At 30.0% G+C, this 25,696-nt stretch carries 27 protein-coding genes; 10 read left to right on the top strand and 17 right to left on the bottom strand.

The window, feature by feature from the left end:
* Positions 1-2: 2 nt before the first annotated feature.
* The 8 genes from B3M86_RS11100 to B3M86_RS11065 all read right to left on the bottom strand — a co-directional run bounded on the left by B3M86_RS11100 (position 3) and on the right by B3M86_RS11065 (position 7,516).
* Positions 3-2,273: a sensor histidine kinase gene (locus tag B3M86_RS11100; protein ID WP_291075568.1), complete on the bottom strand. Its 2,271-nt coding sequence runs from the start codon at positions 2,271-2,273 to the stop codon at positions 3-5.
* Between the two features lie 122 nt (positions 2,274-2,395).
* Positions 2,396-2,989 (bottom strand): hypothetical protein, encoded by a 594-nt coding sequence (locus B3M86_RS11095; protein WP_221856584.1) that lies wholly within the window; start codon positions 2,987-2,989, stop codon positions 2,396-2,398.
* Positions 2,990-3,285: 296 nt separating this feature from the next.
* Positions 3,286-3,846, bottom strand: a complete 561-nt coding sequence (locus B3M86_RS11090) for a hypothetical protein (protein WP_291065964.1) — start codon at positions 3,844-3,846, stop codon at positions 3,286-3,288.
* Complete coding sequence (locus B3M86_RS11085; protein WP_125349329.1) at positions 3,843-4,025, bottom strand: YqaE/Pmp3 family membrane protein; 183 nt, start codon at positions 4,023-4,025, stop codon at positions 3,843-3,845. Before B3M86_RS11085 ends, B3M86_RS11090 begins: the two co-directional genes overlap by 4 nt.
* A complete protein-coding gene (locus B3M86_RS11080; RefSeq protein WP_221856593.1) occupies positions 4,022-4,693 on the bottom strand; it encodes an NAD-dependent epimerase/dehydratase family protein in 672 nt (223 codons plus the stop codon). The genes B3M86_RS11085 and B3M86_RS11080 overlap by 4 nt, the downstream gene beginning before the upstream one ends.
* Positions 4,694-4,696: 3 nt before the next feature.
* The gene (locus B3M86_RS11075; RefSeq protein ID WP_291065967.1) at positions 4,697-5,575 is read right to left on the bottom strand and encodes a flavin reductase family protein; all 879 of its coding nucleotides are present in this window, start codon (positions 5,573-5,575) and stop codon (positions 4,697-4,699) included.
* A gap of 9 nt (positions 5,576-5,584) precedes the next feature.
* Positions 5,585-6,553 (bottom strand): fumarylacetoacetate hydrolase family protein, encoded by a 969-nt coding sequence (locus B3M86_RS11070; protein ID WP_219035164.1) that lies wholly within the window; start codon positions 6,551-6,553, stop codon positions 5,585-5,587.
* Between the two features lie 87 nt (positions 6,554-6,640).
* Positions 6,641-7,516, bottom strand: a complete 876-nt coding sequence (locus B3M86_RS11065) for a hypothetical protein (RefSeq protein ID WP_291065969.1) — start codon at positions 7,514-7,516, stop codon at positions 6,641-6,643.
* A gap of 178 nt (positions 7,517-7,694) precedes the next feature.
* Here B3M86_RS11065 and pepE point away from each other — a divergent pair, with 178 nt between their 5' ends.
* The 4 genes from pepE (at position 7,695) to lpdA (ending at position 10,997) form a co-directional block, all read left to right on the top strand.
* Positions 7,695-8,417 carry a dipeptidase PepE gene (gene pepE, locus B3M86_RS11060; RefSeq protein WP_286496298.1) on the top strand — a complete coding sequence of 241 codons (723 nt, stop codon included), beginning with the start codon at positions 7,695-7,697 and terminating at the stop codon, positions 8,415-8,417.
* A gap of 43 nt (positions 8,418-8,460) precedes the next feature.
* Positions 8,461-8,781, top strand: a complete 321-nt coding sequence (locus B3M86_RS11055; RefSeq protein WP_125349335.1) for a hypothetical protein — start codon at positions 8,461-8,463, stop codon at positions 8,779-8,781.
* Positions 8,771-9,478, top strand: coding sequence for a S41 family peptidase (locus B3M86_RS11050; protein WP_291049298.1), 708 nt, complete (start codon positions 8,771-8,773; stop codon positions 9,476-9,478). The genes B3M86_RS11055 and B3M86_RS11050 overlap by 11 nt, the downstream gene beginning before the upstream one ends.
* Positions 9,479-9,596: 118 nt before the next feature.
* Positions 9,597-10,997: a dihydrolipoyl dehydrogenase gene (lpdA, locus tag B3M86_RS11045; protein ID WP_291065971.1), complete on the top strand. Its 1,401-nt coding sequence runs from the start codon at positions 9,597-9,599 to the stop codon at positions 10,995-10,997.
* Positions 10,998-11,191: 194 nt separating this feature from the next.
* Here the strand turns inward: lpdA and B3M86_RS11040 are convergent, their stop codons facing one another.
* Positions 11,192-11,935: a hypothetical protein gene (locus B3M86_RS11040; RefSeq protein ID WP_286496295.1), complete on the bottom strand. Its 744-nt coding sequence runs from the start codon at positions 11,933-11,935 to the stop codon at positions 11,192-11,194.
* 71 nt (positions 11,936-12,006) lie between these two features.
* Here B3M86_RS11040 and B3M86_RS11035 point away from each other — a divergent pair, with 71 nt between their 5' ends.
* Both B3M86_RS11035 and B3M86_RS11030 read left to right on the top strand, forming a co-directional pair.
* Positions 12,007-12,705: a pseudouridine synthase gene (locus B3M86_RS11035; RefSeq protein ID WP_038331486.1), complete on the top strand. Its 699-nt coding sequence runs from the start codon at positions 12,007-12,009 to the stop codon at positions 12,703-12,705.
* Between the two features lie 114 nt (positions 12,706-12,819).
* Positions 12,820-13,413, top strand: a complete 594-nt coding sequence (locus tag B3M86_RS11030) for a hypothetical protein (RefSeq protein ID WP_291075564.1) — start codon at positions 12,820-12,822, stop codon at positions 13,411-13,413.
* Between the two features lie 31 nt (positions 13,414-13,444).
* Here B3M86_RS11030 and B3M86_RS11025 read toward each other — a convergent pair whose 3' ends face one another.
* From B3M86_RS11025 to B3M86_RS11000, 6 genes are all read right to left on the bottom strand, one after another.
* Positions 13,445-14,581, bottom strand: a complete 1,137-nt coding sequence (locus B3M86_RS11025; RefSeq protein WP_291049304.1) for a DUF6438 domain-containing protein — start codon at positions 14,579-14,581, stop codon at positions 13,445-13,447.
* Between the two features lie 75 nt (positions 14,582-14,656).
* Positions 14,657-15,364, bottom strand: coding sequence for a ZIP family metal transporter (locus B3M86_RS11020; RefSeq protein WP_221855878.1), 708 nt, complete (start codon positions 15,362-15,364; stop codon positions 14,657-14,659).
* Entirely contained in the window at positions 15,361-16,107 is a 747-nt protein-coding gene (locus B3M86_RS11015) for a class I SAM-dependent methyltransferase (RefSeq protein WP_291075562.1), read from the bottom strand. The genes B3M86_RS11020 and B3M86_RS11015 overlap by 4 nt, the downstream gene beginning before the upstream one ends.
* The gene (locus B3M86_RS11010) at positions 16,095-16,475 is read right to left on the bottom strand and encodes a Fur family transcriptional regulator (RefSeq protein ID WP_291075561.1); all 381 of its coding nucleotides are present in this window, start codon (positions 16,473-16,475) and stop codon (positions 16,095-16,097) included. The genes B3M86_RS11015 and B3M86_RS11010 overlap by 13 nt, the downstream gene beginning before the upstream one ends.
* A 129-nt stretch (positions 16,476-16,604) precedes the next feature.
* Positions 16,605-18,386 (bottom strand): aminopeptidase P family protein, encoded by a 1,782-nt coding sequence (locus tag B3M86_RS11005; RefSeq protein ID WP_286496375.1) that lies wholly within the window; start codon positions 18,384-18,386, stop codon positions 16,605-16,607.
* A 98-nt stretch (positions 18,387-18,484) separates the two neighbouring features.
* Positions 18,485-18,958: a DUF4265 domain-containing protein gene (locus B3M86_RS11000; RefSeq protein WP_038331503.1), complete on the bottom strand. Its 474-nt coding sequence runs from the start codon at positions 18,956-18,958 to the stop codon at positions 18,485-18,487.
* A gap of 98 nt (positions 18,959-19,056) precedes the next feature.
* On the opposite strand from B3M86_RS11000, the gene B3M86_RS10995 reads away from it, so the two are divergent.
* The 4 genes from B3M86_RS10995 (at position 19,057) to rimO (ending at position 23,360) form a co-directional block, all read left to right on the top strand.
* Positions 19,057-20,214 (top strand): THUMP domain-containing class I SAM-dependent RNA methyltransferase, encoded by a 1,158-nt coding sequence (locus tag B3M86_RS10995; protein ID WP_038331505.1) that lies wholly within the window; start codon positions 19,057-19,059, stop codon positions 20,212-20,214.
* 5 nt (positions 20,215-20,219) lie between these two features.
* Entirely contained in the window at positions 20,220-20,654 is a 435-nt protein-coding gene (locus B3M86_RS10990) for a DUF2750 domain-containing protein (protein ID WP_291049310.1), read from the top strand.
* A gap of 6 nt (positions 20,655-20,660) precedes the next feature.
* The gene (locus tag B3M86_RS10985) at positions 20,661-21,698 is read left to right on the top strand and encodes a glycosyltransferase (protein ID WP_291049312.1); all 1,038 of its coding nucleotides are present in this window, start codon (positions 20,661-20,663) and stop codon (positions 21,696-21,698) included.
* A gap of 357 nt (positions 21,699-22,055) precedes the next feature.
* Positions 22,056-23,360 carry a 30S ribosomal protein S12 methylthiotransferase RimO gene (gene rimO, locus B3M86_RS10980; RefSeq protein ID WP_291049314.1) on the top strand — a complete coding sequence of 435 codons (1,305 nt, stop codon included), beginning with the start codon at positions 22,056-22,058 and terminating at the stop codon, positions 23,358-23,360.
* Positions 23,361-23,425: 65 nt separating this feature from the next.
* Here rimO and B3M86_RS10975 read toward each other — a convergent pair whose 3' ends face one another.
* Together B3M86_RS10975 and B3M86_RS10970 are read right to left on the bottom strand one after the other, a co-directional pair.
* Positions 23,426-23,776 (bottom strand): hypothetical protein, encoded by a 351-nt coding sequence (locus B3M86_RS10975; RefSeq protein ID WP_219035247.1) that lies wholly within the window; start codon positions 23,774-23,776, stop codon positions 23,426-23,428.
* 21 nt (positions 23,777-23,797) lie between these two features.
* On the bottom strand, positions 23,798-25,480 hold the full coding sequence (locus B3M86_RS10970) for an RluA family pseudouridine synthase (protein ID WP_286496377.1): 1,683 nt from the start codon (positions 25,478-25,480) through the stop codon (positions 23,798-23,800).
* Positions 25,481-25,696: the final 216 nt, after the last annotated feature.

The raw sequence follows: 25,696 nt of genomic DNA, 5'->3' as shown, positions 1-25,696 counted from the left end.
AGTTATATTTTAGGAAATTGGAACTCTATACTTGTTCCTAAATCGATTTCTGAATGTATATTTAATTGTCCTTTTAAAAATTGAATGCGTGATTGAATATTATGTAAACCTGCTGATTTCGTTAGTTTTGTATTATTCATGTCAAAGCCTTTCCCATCATCTTCAACGGTTACAGAATAGTTTGTCTCATCTTCTACAAATTGGATGATAATTTGTGCTGCATTTGCATGTTTAATGGCATTATTTACTAATTCTTGAATGATACGATAGACCAATAATTGATTTTCTTTGTCAAGAGAATTAGTATAGCTCAAAAATTGAACATCAATATCCAATTGTTCATTTGACATTCGGATTGCATATTCTTTTAAGGCTTCTTCCAAACCATATTTCAACAACAAATCTGGCATTAAATTATGTGCTACACGACGCAATTCATCAACTGCTCCATCTAATTGATGAATGGATTTTGCCATATCCTTTTTAGAATGATTGTCAATTTTATCGTTGAGATGCGTTAATTGAATTTTTGTTCCAGAAAGTAAGCCACCTAAACCGTCATGTAAATCACGTGCAAGACGAGCACGTTCTTGCTCTTGACCATCAAGAAGTGCTGTTAAAGTAGATATTTTAGAATTTTGACGTTCTTGTTCAATTTCCAATTTATACAATTCTTCACGTTGTTTTAGATGTTTGTTGCGTTGTTTTAAGGCATAAAGTAAAAGAGCAAGTAAGGCGATGAAAAAGATAATCGAAAAGATATAATACTTGTTTAATTTATTTTTGAAATTAAGTTCTGTGATATAATTGACCAATTCATCCTTTCTATTTTTATTTTCTAGTTTAGAAAGCCTTAAATTCTGTTCAGAAATAGTTAATTCTTGTGAGCGTTTATCGGATTCTAATCGAGATAACTTTAATTGTTTACGTTGAAAATCTTCACTTAATCTTACATTTTCTAACTCTTGTTCTTGTTGAATTCCTAATGAGTGCATTAGTTGAATTTGTTGCTCTTTTTTCTCAGCTTCTAATTGTAAACGAATCATTTGTTGTTGCTGACGTTCTTTATCAAATTGAGCTTCTAAACGTTTACTGATCTGCGCTTGTTCGTTATCATAAATTTCTTTGTAAGTAGATGTATACAATTTATAATAACGCAAAGCTTCTTTGTAATTCCCTTCACGATCTTCAATATTAGATAAGCTTAAATACAACGAAAGAAGAATATTTTTGTCAGGCATTGTATTCTCGTTGACTTTTATAAGTGAATTGAGTAGATAGCTTTTTGCAGTAGAAACTTCGTTATTCTGCAAAGATAATTCGGCTAAAATACCATTAGCAGCGGCAACGTGATCGGATTGATTATTTTGTTCTCCTATTTCTTTGGCTAAATTGGCATATTTGATAACTTTTCCTTGATAGTTTTTTGGATAAAACTGAAGATATAAATTGGCTAGATTAATAGCAACAAACGACAAATCTGTTGCGGTAGCCATTTCATTTTTGTTTTTATAATACGTATTAATTGCGTTAGAATAATATTTTTCGGCTAAATCTCGTACAAAAATATTCTTTTCATTCTGCATAAATTTTTGTTCATACATGTATCCAATCGACATATAAGAAGTAAAAATTAGATTAGGATTATTTTGTTTAAGCGCTACATCTAAAGCAAGTTTGCTGTACTTTTCTTGTAATTCGTAATCATCCCATCTCGAATAAATTCCAGTCAATTCGTTATAAATAGAACTCATTCGTGTAAGAACAGTTGGCGTAATAGTAGCTTTATCTAGAAATTTAAGCCCATCAATAAAATTTTTTACAGCCTTAGAATCTTCATTGTTTCTTAAATTCAACCATCCTTCACAATATTTAACATATCCTTTTGTTGAATAATCAGTTGTGCGTCCGCTGTAATAAATTGCTTTTTGCAAATTATAGTTTGTTGCACTCAAATTATCATCAATACGATTATTCATTGCAGAAACAGCATGTAAATAAGCAGCATATTTTCCATCACTCAGTTTTTCGGCGCTCGAAATATTTTGTTTCAGAACAGCGAAAGCTTTTTCTTTTTGATTATTAAACAATAAAGCTTGCGCATATTTTCCGGTTATTTCGTATCGTTCAATAGAATTAGGAGCCGTTTTATTATATTGATTCTCAAAATTAATCAGTACTTCCTGTGCATTAGCAATTCCACTAATAGCGCATAAAATAATGACTATAAGTTGAAAAAAAAGAGTTTTTAAAGCACTGTTACTTTTTAACATATTGTGATGTTGAGTTTATTTGAGCTAATATAATGTCTTTTGTAGAATCAAAGAAACTAAAACAATCCGCAGACTGTTTTAGTTCGCACATAAGCTGAGGTAGGTTGTGGTATAGGTTATTGTTATTTCTTAAAATTAATATGAATGTTAAAGAATTCACCTTTTTGAAGAATTCCGTCTAAATTTCGATCAATAATTAAAGCAATATGTACTTGATCGTTGTCGTAAATATTCCAATCCATTTCAGCGTCGTATTGATAAACACCTTTTAATGTCCATTTGTAGATATCCCAATTTCCTGATGTTCCAATTTTATCCACACGTTTTTCATTATTTGAAATATAATACAAATATTGATGTCCATCATACGATAAAAATGGATAATATATTACTTGATTTTTTTCTGTAGCAAAACCACTACCAGATTCAAAATATGGAATGCTTTCTATTTTTATTCCTTCCTGTAAATTAACATCAGCCGAACTATCAGTAACTAAAGCTTGTGCAGCATAGAACAGATTTTTCTTCTCTTGATAAGGTTTATTTAGATATTCAACACTAAACTCTTCAGGACGAAGCGTAATTGTTTGTTCAGCTTTATCAATGTTAAATGTTTTATTTCCTTGTTTTATTATAAGATTGTTAGTTGTATATTCTTGCGCATTTCCAAAAGAAACCAAAAGACTACAAACCATTAGAACCATTATTTTTTTCATCTTCTTTTCAATTTTGATACTGCTAAATTATCTCGAAAATTATTCAAAAAACTCACTATAATTATTGAATTTACTAGATTAAATCGTAAATAAAAGAAATAACGAATTTATTTTAACTAATGGTACAAGAATAACAACTGTGTACAAATATCAAAAAGTAGATGAAAATACGCTGGTGTTGATAGAATATCGTGATAAAAATAATGATGGGAAAGAAGATAAAATCTTAAATTATTATGAACATAAATAACGCAAAAAGACAGCTTAATTAGTTGTCTTTTTTATTAAAAATTATTTCAATTTTGCGAGAAAACAATATAATTCCTTGCTAATTTATCTTTGTCAATATCAAACAAATGCAATTCAATTTCTTGTTGAATTTTCTTTAAATCTTTAATTGGTATTAATATCGAAGTCTGAAAAATAACTTCTGGTAATTGAGAATCTTCTAAATAATCAATGAAAACTAAATCTCCAACATCTAAATCATTTTCATTTTTAATTTTCTGAATTGCAAAATCTAATTTTGAATACTTAATAGAAGAATATTTTGTTTGATATAAACCAAAATCTCGATTATAACTAATTGTCTTATTATTGATAATAATATTCTCTTTTCCATAAATATTCCACAGAAAATATCGAATAATAAAATAGAAAATAAGGAAGCTGATTATAGAAATTGGAACAAAGAAATTTTGCGGCTCCGAATCAATTATTGTGATTAAACTAATCGGAATTGAAATCATCAATAAAATGCAAAAGAACAAAAAGAATTTTCTCCTTTTAGAAGGATTAATTTCTAAAGTGACGTACAAATTGATAGAATCTTTTGCTATTTTATATTGATTTATCATCTATTCAATTGTTTGATTCTTGCTTTGTTTCGTCCGTCCAAAAGTGATGCAACAGCCCAAATTGCAGCTGGCAGCCATCCAATTAAGGTGATTTGTAAGATTAAGCAAATAACGCCTTGTATTATTTTTCCTCTTAAAATGAATGATAACCAAGGTAAGAGTACGGCTAATATGATCATTGTGTTGTATTTATTGAATTAATTATTTCGTTGTAATATAAAACTGAAACTTTTTCAGAGTTTAATTGTAAATCATTTTCAAGAAGTGATTGTGCAACTTTTTCGGCTTCAATTGATTTATATTTAGATAAGTTTCCTCGTAAAAAGAAATTAATCAAAGGGAAAATTTTTGCACTGATATTCTCAGCCAAACGATATTCCGCTCGATTTCCTATCAACAAAGATGGACGATATAAGAACAATTGTTTGATATTATTCTTTTGCAAAGTTTCTTCGGCTTCGCCTTTCATTTTTAAATAAAAGTTGGACGAGTTCGCATTTGCACCAATTGCCGAAATATAATGAAACTTTGTTAACCCTTTTTGAATCCCAAGTTTTGCAAATTGATTTGGAATATCGACTTCTATTTTATGATAAGCATCTAAATCAGGCGTCTTTTTTCGTGTTGTTCCCAAGCACGAAAAAATAGAATTAATCGTTTCAATATCATCTAAATTAATATCCGAATTAAAATCAGTAACTATTTCAATCAATTTTGGATGATTAATTTGTTGAGGTTTTCGAACAATTGTGATAATAGTAGAATAATCAGGATGATTGAATAACTTTTCTAAGAGAAGAGAACCAATCAAACCTGAGCTTCCTAAAACCAATGCAGTTTTGTTCATGGTTTAAATTTTCATTAATAACCAATACCACGCACCATTTACATCTCCTTGTTCCAAAAGTTTTGCAGCAACTTGATGACGAACCTCTGCTGATTTAAACTTTTGAATATCTAATCGTTCTGTCAATTGCTCCTTGAAATTAAGAATCATTTCATCTGTAGGTAATTTTTCTACATTTCCTAATTGACCTAAATTATTACCTGTTAAATAATTAGAATTTTTCACTTCGTCAGGAAGTTGATCTATTCCCAAACCAATTGTACGCGTAGGTTTTTCGACTTCGAAGATCGATTCTGGAATAACTCGGCAATAATAATCACCTCCCATACGAGCAACTAAATCCAAATCATAAGGCGAAACTTTATCATTTTCATCCAGTAAATCCTCTTGTACATGCATGCGCACAATTTCAGCAATCACCAAATTAGCTGCACCTGGTTGATCTGTAACAGAAATTACTTCACGCACTTTACATTCAAACTGAACAGGAGATTCTGCTACACGAGGAGGTTTAACCAACTCTGAAGGTAATTCTGTAAAACCAGCTTTCACAAATTCATTTACACCTTTTGGATATTCCACACTTGCCAACGATTGTTGCTGAACCATGTTATAATTGACAATATTAATTACACATTCAGGGTGTTCCCAAACATTTTCTAATGTATGCTTTGTCGATCCATCTCTCATTTTTCGAAGTGGAGAAAATACACAAATAGGCGGATTTTGTCCCATCATATTGAAGAATGAAAATGGGCTCAAATTTACATTTCCGTCTTTATCTATCGTACTTGCAAAGCAAATAGGACGTGGAGAAATAGCGTGTTTGAAAATGTCATTAAATTGACTTGTATTTGGCTCAAAAGATTTTGTATGTTGCATAAGTTGAGTTTATTGGGTATAAAGATGAACAGAATTTACTAATTTTCCTAATCCTGTAACAGACATTTCGATAGTATCATTTGGTTGTAACCATTGTTCTTTATAAGCTGGATTCTGACGTTTTCCAGTTCCATTCAATTCAAGAAAACAACCTGTACCAACCGTTCCAGACCCTATAATATCACCAGGATAAAGTTTGACACCATACGAAATACGTTCGATAATCTCGGCGAAAGTCCAATGCATATCTTTGAAATTTCCATGAGAAACTTCAATATTATTGACTGAACAAGACATTTCTAAATCATAACAATTTCCGATATGTCCTTCTTTAGGCTCAACTTTGTATTTTTCGATTTCGTTTGGTGTTACTAAATATGGACCAAACATCGAAGCGAAATCTTTTCCTTTTGCAGGACCAAGATTCAGTTTCATTTCTTCCATTTGTAACGCACGTGCACTTAAATCATTCAAAATCATAAAACCACCAATATATTCATCTGCATGTTCTGCTTTTATATTGATACCTTCTTTTTTGATGACAATAGCGACTTCAAGTTCAAAATCCATTCGATTGAAATGTTTTTCCATGGCAATTATTTTTCCTGGACCTTGAATAGCTTGATGATTAGAGAAATAGAACACAGGAAATTGATCAAATTCTGGAATCATATCCAAACCTCTATTCAACCGAGAAGTTTCTACATGTTGACGAAACGCATACGCATCTCTAAAACTTGAAGGATGAGGTATTGGAGCCAAGATTTGAGGCTCTTTTACTAGAGCTTTCTTATGTTCACCACGATTGATTTCGTTTGTAATCTGTTGACAAATTATAAGTGAAAAATCATCATCAGCTAAAATATCAATTAGGGTAGAGGGTAAGTTGTGATTAATCTGTGTCAAATCATAGATAGAGTCTTGCAAAACAAGACCTACTTTTTCTTGTCGATTGTCTAAGAAAGTAACGAATTTCATTATTTGTTGTTTGAGAGGTGAAGATACGAAGATGATTTTAATGTTGAAATAAGTGAAGAAAAAAAGAGAAAATTTATAGAACTTATTTTATTTATTCATAATAGAATCTATTTTCAACGTTAACTTATCAGCACCTTTTGCATTTAGATGATCTGAATTTTTGAAATCTTTTTTATTGAAATCTTTATTATTAATAAAATAATCGATGAAAACGACATTATCGTATTTCGATAAGCGATTAATATTATTTTTTAAGTTGAAATATTGAGGTGTATTTATGACATAATTTTTATATAAATTGGTTGTAGGAGTAGCCAATAGAACAATTTTTATATCATTTGATTTTGCTTGTTTTATAATTTGTTCTAAATCATAAAAATGTGTTTTTATAATACGTTGTACTTGATTTGAATTTAAATTTGCACGATGTCTTTCAAACGTTTTTTTAGCGTAAATACTATCATTCCAACTTGGTTCGTATCGCTTTTTTATATAACCATTAATACCTATTGTTAAATTATTTTTATCCTGAATCCAATAATCTTTTATTCGATTATAATTAACATCAATAGGTTCTGAAAAAATTTCGTAATTAAGATTAAAGTCGTTATTATTTATATCAATTTTCCAATAAATTGAATAATATTTTAATTTCTTTTGATTAAAATTATTCAATTGTTTTGTAAACGAAAAATACGAAATGGGAATAATAATGGTTTTTAAATTGGGTAAATATTTTCGATTTTGTTCAAAAATTTTATAATCTAAATCTAGTGATTGAGCAGAATGTGCAGCATTAAAAGTTTTATTGGTAAATAATTTTGGATTGAGCCCTGTAAAAGTATGTGAACTTCCAAGAATCAAAGTTTCTATTTGTTTTCCATTTTCTTTTAAATAATCTGCTTTGTATTTGTAATCGTTGGGAATTTTTCGAAGTGTTTGTTCTATTCCAATTATTATCATAATGACAACTATGAATAAAGGTATTATGAAGCGTACTATTTTTTTCATGCAGATTTAAAAATCTTGAAATTCTATTTTTTTAGAATTGCACAAAAGTAATCTAATTCGGTATAATTTTTTGTCAATTTTTTACCTACTTTCTTATTTTAAACTTACTTTTGAGTTAAAATTCAATAACATGATAAACCCAAATGATAGACTATTAGTGATAAGTACGAGTACTATTCACGGCTATAGTTTTTTAGAATATATAAAAGATGAAATCAAAGAATTTATTCAATCTGATGAAATTATTTTTGTTCCTTATGCGCGACCTTCGGGAATTTCGTACGATGAATATACGCAAAATGTAAAAGATGCTTTGCAAACGGTTGGGGTTTCTGTAAAAGGTTTGCATACTTTCGAGAATAAAAAAGAAGCAATTTTGCATGCGAAAGCGATTTTTATTGGAGGAGGAAATACATTTTTATTGCTAAAAACGTTGTATGAAATTGGTTTGGTAGAAGAGTTGAGAAGTGCTGTACATAACGGAACACCATATATTGGTACAAGTGCTGGAAGTAATTTGACAGGTTTAACAATTGGTACAACAAATGATATGCCGATTGTTTATCCGCCAAGTTTTGATGCGTTACAATTTTTACCTTTTAATATTAATCCGCATTATTTGGATCCTGATCCAAATTCTACACATAAAGGTGAAACAAGAGAAACTCGTATCAATGAATTTCACAAGTTTAATCATCAAGTTGTCGTTGGATTGAGAGAAGGAAGTTGGCTTCGTGTAGAAAATGGAGTAGTGGAATTGAAAGGAAAATTATCGGCCCGAATTTTTAGACAGAGCGAACAACCAATTGAAATTGAATCCGGTATTTTAGAGGAAAAAGTTTATAGTATTTAAAAATCATTTATCTTTAAATTTCATAATATGAATTTAGAGAACAATGAGGATAAATAAATTTTCTTTTATTTTTTTGATCCTTTTTACATTTGGTTGTAAAGAAAAGATCGTTAGTGAATCATCAGTTTCAGAGATTCCATCTGATTATGAAGAATTATTTTCTGTCATGAAAAAAGGCTTTATCGATAGAGATAAAATTGATTGGGAGAATTTGGAGAAAAAAGTAATCGAGAAAACTAAAATATCGAAAGATTCGGCGATTGTAGAGGCAATTACTTTATTAGGAAATAATCATACACATTATCTTACGAAAGATAAAGTGTTATTAACAGGTCGTTTTCCGAAAGCAAAAGTTGAAAGATAAAGTGTTATTAACAGGTCGTTTTCCGAAAGCAAAAGTTGATAGCGCTTGTTTGTTAAAAGTAGAAGATAATAATAAGTTAACTAAAATTCCTGACGTTGCGTATATTAGGATTAAGCGTCATGGGTACAATAAAACAATAAGTGATAAAGACTATATTTTCAATAATCTGAAAATTATTTCTGAACAAGCAAATTCTAATTATTGGATTATCGATTTGAGAGATAATACGGGAGGTTCTAATTGGGTAATGATAACATCTTTATTACCATTTTTTGAAGATAATGTATTAGGATATTCTAAAATTAATAATGATGATATTCCTTGGTCAAAAAAAGATGGATATTTTTTTAATGGAGTTAATAATTTATCAAAAGGATATATTAATTATCCGATAATAAATACAATTCATCCAAGGAAAATTTATGTTTTGATTAATCATAGGACAAGTAGTGCGGGCGAAGCTACATTAATTACGTTAAAATCACTTTCGAATGTGAAAGTTCTAGGTAAGAAAACGATGGGAGCAGCTACTATGAATACGAATACAAAATTGTCTAATGGCGATATGCTTAATTTAACAGCTGGATATATGATGGATGCTAAAAAGAACATTTATCCATATGGAATTGAGCCAGATTATGAATTGTGCACAGAAGATGAAATTTTAAACTTTATCAAATCAGATATTAAAGAATAGCTTATTTTTCCCAATTTCCTAACAAAATTCATTACAATTTTATAACGAAAATCTATTCGATATTGGTTATATTTGTAGAGTTTAAATTAATTATAATAATAAATCAAAATAAAACTATATGAGTTCTTATGATGTAGCCGTAATTGGTGCTGGACCTGGAGGATATGTTGCAGCTATTCGCGCAGCGCAATTAGGATTTAAAACAGCAATTATCGAGAAAGAAAGTTTAGGAGGTACATGTCTTAATGTAGGATGTATTCCATCAAAAGCTTTATTAGATTCTTCTCACCACTATTACGATGCTGTAAATCACTTTAAAGAGCACGGAATCGAAATCGATGCTCCAAAAGTAAACTTCACTCAAATGATTGCTCGAAAAGCAGGTGTTGTAGATACTAACGTAGCTGGTATCAAATACTTGATGAGTAAAAATAATATTGATGTTTTAGAAGGAACAGGTGCTTTTAAAGACGCAACTCATATTGTTGTAACTGCTAAAGACGGTTCTACTCAAGAAATTGAAGCTAAAAATACAATTATCGCAACAGGATCAGTTTCATCTGAATTACCATTTGCGCCAACAGATAAAACTCGTATCATTACTTCTACAGAAGCTTTGGCTTTAACAGAAGTTCCAAAACACTTAATCGTTATCGGTGGTGGTGTTATCGGATTAGAGTTAGGATCAGTTTACTTACGTTTAGGTTCTCAAGTAACAATTGTAGAATATGCAGACCGCGTTATTCCAGGAATGGACGGTGCTTTGTCTAAAGAATTGACAAAAGTATTGAAAAAACAAGGAATGAAATTCCACACTTCTACAGGTGTAACTTCTGTTGTAAATAACGGAAATGATGTTACATTAAAAGCAACTTCTAAAAAAGGAGAAGAAATTGAAATTAACGGAGATTACGCTTTAGTAGCAGTTGGTCGTCGTGCTTTCACAGGATCTTTAGGTTTAGAAAACGTAGGAGTAGAGGTTGACGAAAGAGGTCGTATCAAAACAAACGATCACTTACAAACGAATGTTTCTAACATTTACGCGATTGGTGATGTTGTTGCTGGTGCAATGTTAGCACATAAAGCAGAAGAAGAAGGTGTTTTAGTTGCTGAGCAATTAGCAGGTCAAAAACCTCATATCAACTATAACTTAATTCCTGGTGTTGTTTATACTTGGCCAGAAGTTGCAGGAGTTGGTAAAACAGAAGAGCAATTAAAAGAAGAAGGAGTAGAGTACAAAGTTGGTTCTTTCCCTTTCAAAGCTTTAGGACGTGCTCGTGCATCTATGGATACAGACGGTTTTGCCAAAATTTTAGCTGATAAAAACACAGACGAAATCTTAGGAATGCATATTATTGGTGCTCGTGCTGCTGATTTAATTGCGGAAGGAGTTGTAGCAATGGAATTCCGTGCATCTGCAGAAGATTTAACAAGAATGTCTCATGCTCACCCAACATTCTCAGAAGCGATTAAAGAAGCTGCTTTAGCTGCTACAGACAATCGTCCAATTCACGCTTAATCAATAGATTTAAGATAAATTCTAAAAAGCTGTTCGTAAGAGCAGCTTTTTTTATAATTTTAAACTTTATAAACATCAAGAATGGAAAATATCACGACTTTATTCAAAGAAAATTGGGACACAATATTAATTACTGTTATATCAGTGATAACATTTTATTTTGTATTTAAATCGAAAGAACGAAAGAGAAGAAATTAATTTTCCTTAAAGTAAACTGGGTTTGGGTAAAGAAATTCATAATTAAATTCATCTTGTATTTTTTGACTTGAAATTATTTTTCCTTCACGACTTATAGAGGAAATAATTTTCTTATTTAATTGATATTCTAACACTTCTTCTTTAGTAGGATGTTCTGGTGAAACGATATTATAAATTGATGAATTTTTATTTATATGAATTATTTTTTCGATCACTTGACAAACATCTAGATAATGTATATGATTGACCATTTGAGATAGATTAGAATGTTCTAAAGTTAAATATTTAGAAAGAAATCTATCGTTTCCCATTAGTCCGCCTAAACGTAAAATGATTAATTGATTATATTTTTCTTTTAATTGATTTTCAATTGAATAATAAGGATTATTTAAATGAATAGTTTCAATTGGATTTTCAAAAATAATTTCATTATTTTCAGAATAAATTGCTGTTGAACTAAGCAGAATAAGTTGATTATTATAATCTCCTAAAAAGTCAATTAAATGCTGAAATCTTTTCTGTAAATCGTCTAAATTATTTCTTCTTCCAAATGGAATTGTCACAATAACAAAATCATAATTGTGTTTAATTTTTTCAGATTTGTAATGATCAAAATCGATTGAAAAACAATTTTCTGCATCCGAAATTCGTTTCGTAGTTTCAATCAAAAATTGCTTTTCTAAATACTTTTCTAATCTTGATCCCAACCAACCTTTTCCAATAATCAATCCTTTTTTCATTCAATTTTATTAAGCAATAAATATAATACTGTTCTATTTTCTAACCGAAAATAACTTTCTATTTTTGCCAAATGTTAGAAATTCTTTATCAAGACGAATATATTATTGCCATTAACAAACCAAGTGGATTGTTGGTTCATAAATCTTTTTATGCGCGTGATGCGTCTGTTTTTGCGGTTCAGGAATTACGCAATCAAATTGGTGGACAACATGTTTATCCCATTCATCGTTTGGATCGTAAAACGTCAGGAGTTTTGCTTTTTGCTTTAGATAAAGAAAGTTTAAAAATTATGAATGATCGTTTTGCAACACGCGAAGTTGAGAAAAAATACTTGGCTATTTTGCGTGGTTGGTCGCCAGAAGAAATGACGATAGACTATGATTTGACGAATGATGATGGTGTAAAGCAAAATGCAATTACCTATTTTCATCGTTTACAAACGGCAGAAATTGATTTAGAATATAACAATCATCCGACTTCACGTTATTGTTTGGTAGAAGCAATTCCCGAAACTGGTCGTATGCATCAGTTGCGTAAGCATTTTCGTCATATTTTTCATCCAATTTTGGGAAGTCGTCCGCATGGATGTAACAAGCAAAATAAATTGTGGTTAGAGAATTTTGGATTGAAAGGAATGATGCTTCACGCGCATGAACTAGTGTTTAATCATCCAATTACAAATGAACAACTTGTTTTGAATGCAAAGGTAAATGAAGAATTTTCTAAAGTTGGAGATATTCTTGGGTTAGATTTAGAAAAATATAAATAATCTTAATTAATATTTCTCAATTTATCATTTATATTAAATTTATAATTCAGAACGTTAAATAATTGAAATTGAGAATAATGTTTCATAAATTAGTAGAACCAAATATTCTTGCTTATGAAACATTATTTTTACTCATTTTTTACTTTATTTCTTTTATTTAATTGTTCAGAAAATAAACCTGAAATTAAAAAGCTCACTCAACAAGAATTAACAGAAACAACAGAAATTAAAGAAGCTTCACCCGAAAAAAAACAATTATTTTCTGAACTTACAGCTTTTCAGAAAGATTTACAAAGTAAGCAAGCTCAGAAAATTCCAGATTATTTGGATTGTCCAAAACGTATCGAAGAATTAGATTTGAATACTAAAAATACAGCGATTCGTACTGATGTTGAGGCAAATTCATTTCGATTATCGACAAATTTAGTTACAGATAATTTTGATTTGATTTACAATGAATTAGATTTGAATATTATTAATGAAGCAATAAAATCTATTCCAGAAACGGATTTATTGGCAAATGATAATGTATCGACAAATGTAAAAATTGGTGAATGCGATTATCATACTTCAATTTTGATGAAAAACAAAGAAGTCGAATTTAATATTAAATCTTCGACACCAAAAAATGAATGTAAAAAAGATCAAAAATGGAAATTTGTTTCGAATGGAGAAATTCTTGTTTTAGATCATCGAAAAATGTTATAATTAAAAAAAAGTTCAAATTTTGAACTTTTTTTTAATTTGTATAATAGTTATTATTCTCTAAAAAATTATAACCCAAATCATAATATTGTATTGGTTCATTTTTAAACTTTATTTGAAAGCGTTGATGATCCGTTTCCAATGATTCTAAACTTTTTGGGTTAAAATATTTGTGCTCAGAATTCCAATAATAATTAGGTCTAAAATTGTTTATTTTTATAGTTTTAGATGTAAATTTAAATGGATTTGTTTGATGTTTCATCAATTCTGTCCATAAATAGAACATCTGATAATTACTAAAATCTTCTCCATTTTCTGTTTTATAAAAATAAAGAGGGTTTTGAATTGAAAAATAATTTTGAGATTGATACGGTTTTTTATCTTCCAAATAATAATCCATCAATCGTAAAATATCTAATAATTGTTTAACTTTCGGTGGTCCATCATTTAAATAGAATGAAATTTTCTTGATTACTTTTTCGTCTTTTACAAAGACTAATTCTTCGTAATTACCATCTGTTGCAAGCCTTTCATATTTATTTGGTAAATTCTTAATATCAATCTGATTTAATATTTTTTTAAAGTAATTAAAATATTCCTTATTAATTTTGCCTTTGTAAAGACCTTCTATATTTGTAAATTTTTCACCATCATATATAAAAGTCCCATCAGCCTCTATTCGATAATTATAAATAGGACAAGTTCCATAACAACCACTACTTGTAACGATTATTGCATCAAATTTGTTTTGATAAACTTGTTGTGCTTTTTCTTTAACAAGCATAAAGTTTTCGAAGTAAATAGTATCATTTGTAAATTTCTTTATTTCACCATACTCGATATCTTGTTTTGTTAGTGTATTGTACCAATAAATAATGGAATCTTTAATAATGAATTTTGTCTTATAACCTAAATAATTATTTTTTTTTGTTTTTTTATTATAATTGTGAAATTGATTAGCGTCAAACAATGTATCATTTTGAAAAGTGTATAAAACATTAGGTTTGAAAAAAAAATCAGGAGGAGGTAAATCTTCATCTATCATAGTTTCTTCAGGATAATATTCTTTTATCCAATTTCCTTGTAAAGCATTATTAGCTTTACCATCAAAGGAATTGTGACAACTTGTGATAATTATTAATAGTAGAATATATTGGCTTAATTTATTCATTTTAAACTTTATTTAAATAAATATAGTGATTATTAAAAATAAAAAAAGCAACTTTTAATAAGTTGCTTTTATATATTAATGAGAATGTACATGCATTGAAACGGTTAAATAAGCGAGAATAAAACCGACTAAAATAGAACCAAACTTCTTCAAATTAAATTTATGTCCTTCATTACTTTCAAATAAGATTACTGTAGAAATGTGTAAAAATATTCCCGAAACAATTGCACTCATTTCCAAAGAATAATTAGAAATAATGGTATGTTTTCCTAAGAAATACCCCATTGGAGCAGCTAAAGCAAACAAGGTCATAAACAAAAAACGCTTTGCGTTAGATTCTGTATGTTGACATAATGCGCTAAACAAAATCATTGAAACTGGAATATTATGAACAAAAATTGCCCACATAAAATTGTGAGATTCTGCATTTGCAACAGGAATTCCTTCGATAATCGAGTGTAAAAATAATCCGCCAAAAATTCCGAAAGGAAATTGTTCTTTTTTGTGTAAATGAATATGTCCGTGCTCAACGCCTTTACTGATTGTTTCTAAAATATATTGCACAACAACACCTAATAGAACAAACAATCCAATAGAATGATGGCTATGATTTTCGGATGGATGTCCATAGACTTGTGGCAAAATTTCTAAAACGGTCATCGCCAAAAAATACGCACCACTAAAGGTTAGTAGCAGTTTTGAGTTGTGTTTATTTTTGAGTAATATTCGAGAAAATAAAACTCCAATTAACACACTTGAAATTAAGATTAAACTTTCTTTCATTTGTTTAAAACTAAAATTAATCGGTCAGAAGTTTGTTCATCAAAAGCATCAAGATTATAATTTCCAAATACTTTATCTAAAATAAAACCTTCTGTTTCGTATATTTTTTTGAAATCGTTGAAATAAATTAAACGAACAAACTCCTCAAAATGGAATGTTTCGCCTTTATCTGTGAAATCAATTTCTTTTCTGATAAAACCGTTTTCGACAGATTTTGTGATTTTGAATAAAACTCCATCAATCAGTTTTTCCTCATAAGGAATCATTGTCGAAACTACTTTTTCTGCATTCAGATAATCCAAAACAAAAATTCCGTGCGATTTTATTTGTTGTTTTACAGCTTCAAAAACTTTAAAATTATCTTCATAATTTTCAAAATAACCAAAACTTGTAAAAAGATTGAAAACTGCATCAAATTCGTTTGGATGATAGACTTCGCGCATATCATGTTTTTCAAATTTTAAATATTCATTTTCAAATTGTTTAGCGTACTTGATACTTTCTTCAGATAAATCGATTCCCAAAACATCAAAACCTAATTTATTTAATGTAATAGCGTGTCGCCCCTTTCCACATGCTAAATCTAATACTTTTGCGTGCTGTGGAAGTTGTAAATAATTCGTGATTTTTTGAATAAAATCTTCCGCTTCTGTAAGACTCCTGTTCTTGTATAAAATATGATAATATGGCGAGTTAAACCATTTTACAAACCATTGTAAATCCATTGTTGTTATTTTTGGCAATTTGGGCAAGTCCCTGTGATGACGCAATTGCAATCTTGCATCGAAAATCCTTCGGGTAAACTAATTTTTATTTCTTCTTTTAAGCAAATAAGTTGATTGCAAGTCGTGCAACGAAAATGAAAATGATCGTGATGATGCTCTGCATGCTCACAACATGTCTTGCACATTGCAAAATAATTTACGCCGTCATCTCCCACAACTTTATGCATCATTCCGTCTTCGCAGAAATTATTCAGAATACGATAAATCGTTGCTCTGTCCATTCTTCCTTGCAATTGCGTTTCAATTTGTTCCTGATTTAATGCAGTCGTACACGAATTGAACAAATCAATAACCGCTTGTTTGGTTGGTGTATTTCGTCTTTTCATTTATTAATGCAAATATGTTGCAATAATACAAATTTTTTGTGAAATAAAAAATCCTATTCGAAAGTGAATAGGATTTTTTTATGTTTGATTCTGAAATGAGATCAGAATGAATTTTTGTTGAAATTAAATTTACTTAGAAATAGCCTCACATTTTTCTTTTAACCAAGTTGTTTCTTTCTCATCTAAGAATGGAGAAATTTTCTCGAAAACAAATTGATGATAATTATTCAACCATGCAATTTCTTCGTTTGTCATTAAATTAACATCAATCAAATTTTTCTCAATTGGGAAAACTGTAATAATCTCAAACTTCAAGAAATCACCAAATTGAGTTGACATCGCTGGTTGAACAATCATTAAATTCTCTATTCTAATTCCGTATTCACCATCGCGATACAAACCTGGCTCGTTAGAAAGTACCATTCCAGCTTTAAGTGGCGTTAAATTTTCTTCTAAACGAATACTTTGCGGCCCTTCGTGCACACATAAGAAATGACCAACACCGTGTCCAGTTCCGTGTCCGTAATTGAAACCGTTTTCCCAAAGCGCTTTACGCGACAAAACATCTAACAAAGAACCACGAGAATTAATAGGAAAAATAGCTTGCGATAAACCAATATTTCCTTTAAGAACTAAGGTATAATCTGTTTTTTGTTGTGTCGTTGGTTCTCCTAACATCAATGTACGCGTAATGTCTGTTGTTCCTTCCAAAAACTGAGCTCCAGAATCAATTAGCAACATTTCTTTTCGTCCTAATGTATAAGCAGTTTCAGGTGAAGCAGAGTAGTGGTTCATTGCACCGTGATCAGCGTATCCACAGATTGTTCCGAAACTTACACCTTTACAATTTTCCTGTTGTAAACGGAAAAATTTCAATTGCTCATCAACTGTAACTTCATTAATGTTATTTTCGATATTTTCTTCTAACCACATGAAAAATTTCGTCAATGCAACACCATCTTTTACCATTGCATTTCTGAAGCCTTCTTGTTCGATTTCGTTTTTAACAGATTTTAGATTTGTTACTGGAGAAGCAATTAAATTAATAGTTGAAGAAGTAGAAATTGCTTCGTATAACGATTGATTAACTCGATTTCCATCTACCAATACATGCGATTTTTCGTTTTGTTTCTTTAAATAATCGTAAACCGCTAAATAAGGTTGAATTGTAATTCCTTCATTTGCTAAAGCAGTTTTTGTTTCTGGAGTTACTTTTGCTTCATCTATAAATAAATACGCATTTTCTGTATCCACAGCGGCATATGAAATTGTCAATGGATTATAGTTAACATCATTTCCACGAATATTAAATAACCACGCAATTTCATCCAACGAATTCATGATATATACATTGGTATTTGCTTTTTTCATCTCATTGCGCACTTCCGAAATTTTTTCTGAAGCAGATTTTCCAGCAAATTTTACATCATAAATATAGAATGGATTCTCTGGTAAAGCAGGACGATCTTGCCAAGCTAAATCAATTAAATCAATATTTTTAACTGAAAGTTGATTGAATGAAAACTCGTTATAATTTTCTGCAAAAGCATTGTGCGCAAACATTTGCGGATTAAGACCAACAACTTCTCCTTCTTTTAATTGAGAAATAATCCATTCGTTGATAGAAGGAGTTTCTGGCATTCTCATTTTCATCAACTCAAAAGTCGTGTCTTTTAATTGATCTTCTGCCTGAATAAAATATCTCGAATCCGTCCAAACAGCCGCTTTTTCTAATGTTACAACTGCAGTTCCAGCCGATCCATTGAAACCTGAAATCCATGTACGCTCTTTCCAACGATTTGGTAAATATTCGCTTCCGTGCGGATCTGTTCCAGGAATAATTGTTGCGCTAACTCCATTTTGTTTCATAACCTCTCTCAAAGCTGAAAGACGATCTGTGATTTTTTCCATTTTATATCGAATTCTAAAAAATTAAACTTTAATAGCCGAAAGGTACGAAGAATGTCGATGAAGGAAAATATAGAAATTAAGAAATATTATTAAGATTATTATCTGGTTTCATCACGATGTTTTTCTGATAAAACAGGTTCTGCAAAAGCAATAAATTCATTTTCTTGTAATTCGATTAATTTATCAAAAACAGATTTATAATTTATTTTTAAAGGAATTTCTAGAACAAAGTATTTTTCATTCAGCGCTTCACTTTCACAATTCAAATTCTTGAAAATATTTCTAATATCATCTCTATTAATTTCATCATTCATTATTATAACTTGAACTGTCGAATTTCCAGAAAATTCAATTACTTTTCTAAAAGTCAAACATTCTTCATCGTTATCATATTCAGCAAATACTATATCGTCACTTGAAAAACATGGACCATAGAACGGAATATTTTCAATTTTATATAATCCTTTTTCTTTGTCTATGGTTTCTGTCCAAAGTGTTTCAACTATTTCTTCTTCTAAAACCTTACTATAATATCGAACCAATATTTTTTCATATTTAGTTTCTTGATCCATGAAATATTTTTTGTTAAGATATAAATTAGTTTAGAATATCGAAAAACAATTATTCCTTTCTCAATTTCCTTTATTTCCCGTACTTTTGTAAAAATTTTATTTCCTTGGAAAATTTCAGAATGATTGCGAAAACCTTTTTTGGTTTCGAAGAAATATTAGCGCAAGAATTAAAAGCGTTGGGTGCGGCAGATGTTAAAATCCAAAACCGAATGGTTGAATTTAATGGCGATTTAGGTTTCATGTACAAAGCAAATTACAGCTTGCGTACTGCACTTCGTATACAGAAGCCAATTCTTTCGTTTTCTGCGAAAAATGATCATCAATTGTATGAGAAATTCAAAAAATTCCATTGGGAAAATTATCTAAATGTCGATCAAACTTTTATGATTGATCCAACTGTTCATTCAGATTATTTTACGCATTCGCATTATGCTGCTTTAAAAGTGAAAGATGCTATTGTAGATCGATTCAAAGAAAAAAATGGTCGTCGTCCAAGCATTGATAAAGATTTTCCAGATGTACGTTTTAACTTACATATTTCGCACGATAAAATTACGTTGTCGTTAGATTCTTCTGGAGAATCGTTGCACAAACGTGGTTATCGTGAAGAAACTGGTCCAGCTCCAATTAACGAGGTTTTAGCAGCAGGTTTGTTGTTGCAAGCGGGTTATGATGGAAAAGGAAATTACCTTGATCCAATGTGTGGTTCGGGAACAATGTTGATTGAAGCGGCGATGATTGCGAATAATATTCCGCCACAAATTCATCGTAAGCATTTTGCTTTTCAGAATTGGCCAGATTATGATGAAACATTGTTTACACAAATTCGTAATACGCGCTTAAATCGAATCAAAGAATCTGAATATAAAATTGTTGGTTACGAAATTTCTCCAATGATGGTAAAAATTGCGCAGATGAATATAAAATCTGCTGATTTAGAGGATTTTATTGAAGTTAGAAATCAAGATTTCTTTACATCTAAAAAGGAATTGTTCCCAGTTTTATTGGTGTTCAATCCGCCTTATGATGAGCGTATCGAAAATAATAACCAAGAATTTTACAAACAAATTGGTGACACGTTAAAATCGAGTTATCCAAATACATTGGCGTGGTTTATCACATCAGATTTACAAGCCAAAAAATATGTCGGTTTACGTCCTTCGAAGAAAGTAAAAGTGTTCAATGGTAAGTTAGAATGCGACTTTTTACAATACGAAATGTACGAAGGAAGTAAAAAAGCTAAAAATCAAAATTAAGAGAAGTGAGTCAATTTATAAAAGAAATTTGTCAAGATCAAAAAGTATATCTTTTAACTTCGGAAGAAGGTTTTGCTGTTTCGTATTCAGAGGAATTTGAGTATGAAGATGGCTCTAATTTAGAGGTTATTTGTTTTTGGTCGAATACAGATTTAGCTGAAAAAGCGAAACAAAATCAATGGGCAAATCATAAAATTGATTCGATAGATTTGAATACTTTTTTAGAAGAATGGTTGTTCGGAATGATTGAAGAAGTTTCTTTGGTTGGAATTAATTTTGACGAAACTTCGAAAGGAGAGGAGCAAAGTCCATTGGATACTATTTTGGCAATTGTTCATGAATTGAATCAATCAAAATCAACTTTCAAATTGAAGCATTTTAAGAATTTAGATGAAATTCAGAAAGTAACTTTAGAATTGAAAGAATCATTCAATCAATAATATATTTTGGAAAAAGAAGATTTACAACTTTCGATAATTATTGCCGTTTACGAACGTCAAGATGAATTGACAGAATTATTGTCAAGTTTAACGAAACAAACGGATAAGTCATTCGAAATTATTATTGTAGACGATGGTTCTAAAAATAAATTGGATGCTGTTTGTGCTAAATTTGAAATTCAATTAGATCTTCATTATTATTACAAAACAAATTCAGGTCCAGGAAAATCGAGAAATTATGGAATGGAGAAAGCGAATGGAAATTATTTCATTTTCTTAGATTCTGATACGATTATTCCTGCAACTTATATTGAATCGGTTAAAAAAGAATTGACAACTAATTTTGTTGATGCTTTTGGCGGACCAGATGATGCAGATGACTCGTTTACAGATTTGCAAAAAGCAATTACTTTTTCGATGACTTCTTTCTTAACAACAGGAGGAATACGTGGAGGAAAAAAGCAAATTGGTAAATTTCAGCCACGTAGTTTTAATATGGGAATTTCACGAAAAGCGTACGAAAAAACGGGTGGATTTGCTGATTTGCGTGTTGGAGAAGATCCAGATTTATCGCTGCGTTTGTGGGAAAATGGTTTTGAAACGCGATTATTTCAAGATTCGAAAGTGATACATAAACGTAGAACTTCGTTAAAGAAATTTGCGAAACAAGTGTATCAATTTGGAGTTGCACGCCCAATTCTTAATCAACGACATCCAAATTATATCAAACCAACTTTTTGGTTTCCAAGCTTATTTTTTGTCGGAACTTTAGTTGCATTTTTATTTTTATTGTTGAGTTTTATTCTTCCAAAACATCGATTTATTCTTCAAATTCCATTTGTTTTGTGGTTAATTTACATGTTTTTGATTTTTATTTTCTCAACTATTCGTTTTAAATCAGCGGTAGTTGGTTTATTGTCGATTCAAACAACTTTAATTCAATTTTTCAATTATGGTTATGGATTTTTAGAAAGTCAATTCAGGTTGAATATTCTCAAACAGAATCCTAAAAAAGTTTTTCCGAGTCATTATCATATCGATTAAATATAAAAAATAAAGGTCAAGAGAAATCTTGACCTTCTTAATTTCAAAGCATTGCTTTGAAATCTAACTTAAAATACTAATAAACTCAAATTTAACATTTATTGTTGAGATTAAATCATAAATACTCTATTGTATTTTGTTAATCAATTAGTTAAAATAGGTTTACTGAATGAGTTTTCAATAGAATATCATAATAATTGATTAATCTTCTTAAATAGTTAGTTGTATAGAAATCTATTCTATTTAAATCCATTTAGGTTTAAAAAATTTTATTTTAGCTATTTATACTAGTTCCATTCAATCTTTTCGATTAGTTCTCTCAAATATTTCGTAATTTTGCAGACTTAAATTAGAGTAATGCGTACAAAATCGACTGGAAAAAAGAAAATTAATGTAATTACGTTAGGATGTTCTAAAAATGTATACGATTCTGAGGTGTTAATGGGACAGCTGAAAGCCAATGGGAAAGAGGTTGTACATGAACAATCTGGGGAAATTGTAGTGATTAATACTTGTGGTTTCATTGATAATGCAAAGGAAGAAAGTGTTGATACAATTTTAGATTATGTGCAACGTAAGGTAGATGGTTTGGTAGAAAAAGTTTTCGTGACAGGATGTTTGTCAGAGCGATACAAACCAGATTTAATTGAACAAATTCCAAATGTTGATCAATATTTTGGTACGCGCGAGTTACCATTATTGTTAAAAGCTTTAGGAGCAGATTATAAGCACGAATTAGTTGGAGAACGTTTAACAACAACTCCTCGTCATTATGCTTATCTTAAAATTGCAGAAGGTTGTGATCGTCCTTGTTCTTTCTGTGCAATTCCTTTGATGCGTGGAGGAAATGTTTCTCGTCCAATCGAAGATTTAGTTACAGAAGCTACTAAATTGGCAAAAAATGGAACGAAAGAATTAATTTTGATTGCGCAAGATTTAACGTATTATGGATTAGATATTTATAAAAAACGTGAATTAGCGACTTTATTAAGAGAGTTAGTGAAAATTGAAGGAATCGAATGGATTCGTTTGCATTACGCATTTCCAGCTGGTTTCCCAGAAGATGTTTTGGATGTAATTCGCGAAGAACCTAAAGTTTGTAATTATATCGATATTCCGTTACAACATATTTCGACAAAATTATTAAAATCAATGCGTCGTGGTACAACACACGAAAAAACAAATGCTTTGTTAGATGCAATGCGTACAAAAGTTCCTGATATGGCGATTCGTACAACGTTAATTTGTGGTTATCCAGGTGAAACCGAAGAAGATTTCCAAGAAATGAAAGCGTGGGTACAAGAGCAAAAATTTGATCGTCTGGGATGTTTTACTTATTCACACGAAGAAAATACACATGCTTATAATTTGGAAGATGATGTTCCAGAAGAAGTAAAACAACAACGTGTTGAAGAGATTATGGAAATTCAATCTCAGATTTCGTACGATTTGAATCAAGAAAAAATTGGAAAACAATTTAGAGTAATGATTGATCGCAAAGAAGGTGAGAATTTTATTGGTCGTACAGAATATGATTCGCCAGATGTTGATAATGAAGTTTTGATTTCTGCAATTGATACCTATTTACCAGTTGGTGATTTTGTAAATGTAGAGATTATCGAAGCTTACGAATTCGATTTAATTGGAAAAGTAATTGATTAATCAATTTTAGATATAATAAAAAACCACTTCAAATAAAGTGGTTTTTTTATGCTTAATTTTTTTCTTTATTTTTTCAATATTTCATCAAAAAATTCTTTCGAATCGTTATCAAACGTAGGTTTTTGTAACAATAATTGGGAGATTTTTACAATTTTATCAAAATCTTGTTGCGTAAAATATTCACCAAAATGTTCATTGCAAAAATCACCTAAATTTCCTAAAACGATATTCACTTCTTCTTCGCTCAACTCACCTTTTTGTTTCCAACGTTCACGGAACAAACTTGCAGCTAAATAAGAAGAAATATCGATCAAATCATCTATCGAAATATTAGATCCGTTTTTCAATTTTGCCATAATCAACGTATCCATATCGCGATAAATTACTTCTCGTATTGTCAAATCTTTATTTTCCATTCTTTGTATTCTTTCGCAAAATTAGAGATTAAAATTTGGATCTACTTGAAATTTCATCAATTCTTTCGTCTTCGGATGCGTAAATTCTAAGGATTCGGCATGTAAATGCAAACGATTTGTTTTCGTACCATATAAATCATCACCAATAATTGGTGCATTTAGTCCCAAACGATGCGAAGCATGCATGCGCAACTGATGTGTACGACCGGTAATTGGATAAAAATAGACAAGCGTTTTATTGTCTTTTCTTGCAATGACTTCATACTTTGTCTGCGCCGTTTTTCCATGTTCATAACAAACCATTTGTCTCGGTCTATCGTCCAAATCCACACGTAAAGGTAAATCTATAAAACCATTATCGCGCTCAATATTTCCATCTAAAAGTGCAATGTAGCGTTTCTGAACTTTACGTTTAATGAATTGTTGTTGAAGAAGTTTATGACTTTCTTTATTTAACGCCAAAACAAGAATTCCAGAAGTTGACATATCCAAACGATGAACAATAATTGGACCTGTTGCCAATGGAAATTGATGTTTAATTCTAAGATAAACCGAATCTTTAATCTCAATTCCAGGAACAGAAAGAAACTCTTCTGGTTTATTGATGACAACCAAATCATTATCTTGATATAAAATTTCTAACTCTTCAACAGTTGAATTTTGCTTCAACAATAAGTTTTCATTCAGTTCAATTCCTTGCAACATATGTCCTAAAATAGGCTCACATTTTCCTGTACAAGCTGGATAAAATTGACCATGTTTTCTAACCTCAGATTTTGGCGAATCTCCCCACCAAAACTCAGCCATACAAATTGGTTCTAAATCATTTTGAAACGCATATTGCAATAATTTGGGTGCAGCACATTCACCAGCAGCAGCAGGAGGTTGTTGAAATACAGTTGTTGAAAAAATTTCTAATAATCCTTTTTCTTGCTTAAACTTATTCAAGAATTGATATTGATTAAACAATTGATTTTGAAGTAAATTAGATTTTATTTTTCGTTCTTCTTTTAATGAATTGATTTCATTCTTAAAAACATTTATTTTGCTTAATAAAATCTGTTTTTCAGAATCAAGTTTTTCATTTAGAATTCTAAATTCATATTTATCACGTAAACTTTGTTTGACTAAATCTTCTTCAAAAAATTGAATTTCATCTTGAGATAAAGTTGGAGAAATTGTTTCTCGTTGATATTTTCGGTCTTTTTTATTTGATTTTAAAAGTTGTTTTCCTTCTTCAATTTTTAACTTAGAATTGATTTCAAATTGAATAAAATCTTCTTTAAGTTGTAGATAGTTTTGATCATTTTCTAATGATTCTAAAATACGATTGATTTCATTCAAACGTTCTTCTTGTTCTAAGAAAAAACCATTTTTATTCAACATATCAAAAATAGGTGGAACAAAAAATTTGTGTTGATTAGTATTAGCCAATTTACCTGAAACTGCCGCTAAATATCCTACTTCATTCTTTTGATTTCGAACAACTAAAACACCAAACATTTTACCAATTGGAGTGGAAGATTGGTCATTTTCTAAACCAAAATTATGTTCAAAATCGGTTTGATTTTCCAAGTATTCTTGTAGCTCTCTACATGCTTGCTTCGCAATTTCAGTAGGTTCATAATAAAATGGATAATCAAACTTTTTGGGAAGTTCGTACGTAGTAATTGGATGTTTAAAATATTGAAAATAATTGGACATTTGCTTCTTTAAAATCGATGCAAAGATACAGTTTAAGCAATAAATTTTGAAATTGTATTACTCAATTCGTTCCAATAAATACCAATTATCTTTCAATTTTTTAGATATTTTATATTCATTTTGAAATTCATAACGATTTTTACTCTCTGGACTTTTAGTGTAAAATAATTTATTATAGTTAACCCGTTGTGCATATTAAATAATTTGAGTTTTTAG

Origin of the sequence: Empedobacter sp. UBA6305, from assembly GCF_002440405.1 — a bacterium.
GTDB lineage: Bacteria > Bacteroidota > Bacteroidia > Flavobacteriales > Weeksellaceae > Empedobacter > Empedobacter falsenii_B.
Note: the sequence above shows the minus strand (reverse complement) of the source record. Positions and strands in the feature narration are given on the sequence as shown.

Bases quoted from the DNA above. Each gene is read 5' to 3' on its own strand.
- B3M86_RS11035 (WP_038331486.1), top strand. From the start codon at position 12,007: ATGTTAGAAATTCTTTATCAAGACGAATATATTATTGCCATTAACAAA.
- B3M86_RS11095 (WP_221856584.1), bottom strand. From the start codon at position 2,989: ATGAAAAAAATAATGGTTCTAATGGTTTGTAGTCTTTTGGTTTCTTTT.
- pepE (WP_286496298.1), top strand. From the start codon at position 7,695: ATGATAAACCCAAATGATAGACTATTAGTGATAAGTACGAGTACTATT.
- B3M86_RS11005 (WP_286496375.1), bottom strand. From the start codon at position 18,386: ATGGAAAAAATCACAGATCGTCTTTCAGCTTTGAGAGAGGTTATGAAA.
- B3M86_RS11055 (WP_125349335.1), top strand. From the start codon at position 8,461: ATGAGGATAAATAAATTTTCTTTTATTTTTTTGATCCTTTTTACATTT.
- B3M86_RS11025 (WP_291049304.1), bottom strand. From the start codon at position 14,581: ATGAATAAATTAAGCCAATATATTCTACTATTAATAATTATCACAAGT.
- B3M86_RS11080 (WP_221856593.1), bottom strand. From the start codon at position 4,693: ATGAACAAAACTGCATTGGTTTTAGGAAGCTCAGGTTTGATTGGTTCT.
- B3M86_RS11020 (WP_221855878.1), bottom strand. From the start codon at position 15,364: ATGAAAGAAAGTTTAATCTTAATTTCAAGTGTGTTAATTGGAGTTTTA.
- B3M86_RS11040 (WP_286496295.1), bottom strand. From the start codon at position 11,935: ATGAAAAAAGGATTGATTATTGGAAAAGGTTGGTTGGGATCAAGATTA.
- B3M86_RS11065 (WP_291065969.1), bottom strand. From the start codon at position 7,516: ATGATAATAATTGGAATAGAACAAACACTTCGAAAAATTCCCAACGAT.
- B3M86_RS11085 (WP_125349329.1), bottom strand. From the start codon at position 4,025: ATGATCATATTAGCCGTACTCTTACCTTGGTTATCATTCATTTTAAGA.
- B3M86_RS11090 (WP_291065964.1), bottom strand. From the start codon at position 3,846: ATGATAAATCAATATAAAATAGCAAAAGATTCTATCAATTTGTACGTC.
- B3M86_RS11100 (WP_291075568.1), bottom strand. From the start codon at position 2,273: ATGTTAAAAAGTAACAGTGCTTTAAAAACTCTTTTTTTTCAACTTATA.
- B3M86_RS11075 (WP_291065967.1), bottom strand. From the start codon at position 5,575: ATGCAACATACAAAATCTTTTGAGCCAAATACAAGTCAATTTAATGAC.
- rimO (WP_291049314.1), top strand. From the start codon at position 22,056: ATGCGTACAAAATCGACTGGAAAAAAGAAAATTAATGTAATTACGTTA.
- B3M86_RS11000 (WP_038331503.1), bottom strand. From the start codon at position 18,958: ATGGATCAAGAAACTAAATATGAAAAAATATTGGTTCGATATTATAGT.
- B3M86_RS10975 (WP_219035247.1), bottom strand. From the start codon at position 23,776: ATGGAAAATAAAGATTTGACAATACGAGAAGTAATTTATCGCGATATG.
- B3M86_RS11030 (WP_291075564.1), top strand. From the start codon at position 12,820: ATGAAACATTATTTTTACTCATTTTTTACTTTATTTCTTTTATTTAAT.
- B3M86_RS10970 (WP_286496377.1), bottom strand. From the start codon at position 25,480: ATGTCCAATTATTTTCAATATTTTAAACATCCAATTACTACGTACGAA.
- B3M86_RS11070 (WP_219035164.1), bottom strand. From the start codon at position 6,553: ATGAAATTCGTTACTTTCTTAGACAATCGACAAGAAAAAGTAGGTCTT.
- lpdA (WP_291065971.1), top strand. From the start codon at position 9,597: ATGAGTTCTTATGATGTAGCCGTAATTGGTGCTGGACCTGGAGGATAT.
- B3M86_RS11010 (WP_291075561.1), bottom strand. From the start codon at position 16,475: ATGAAAAGACGAAATACACCAACCAAACAAGCGGTTATTGATTTGTTC.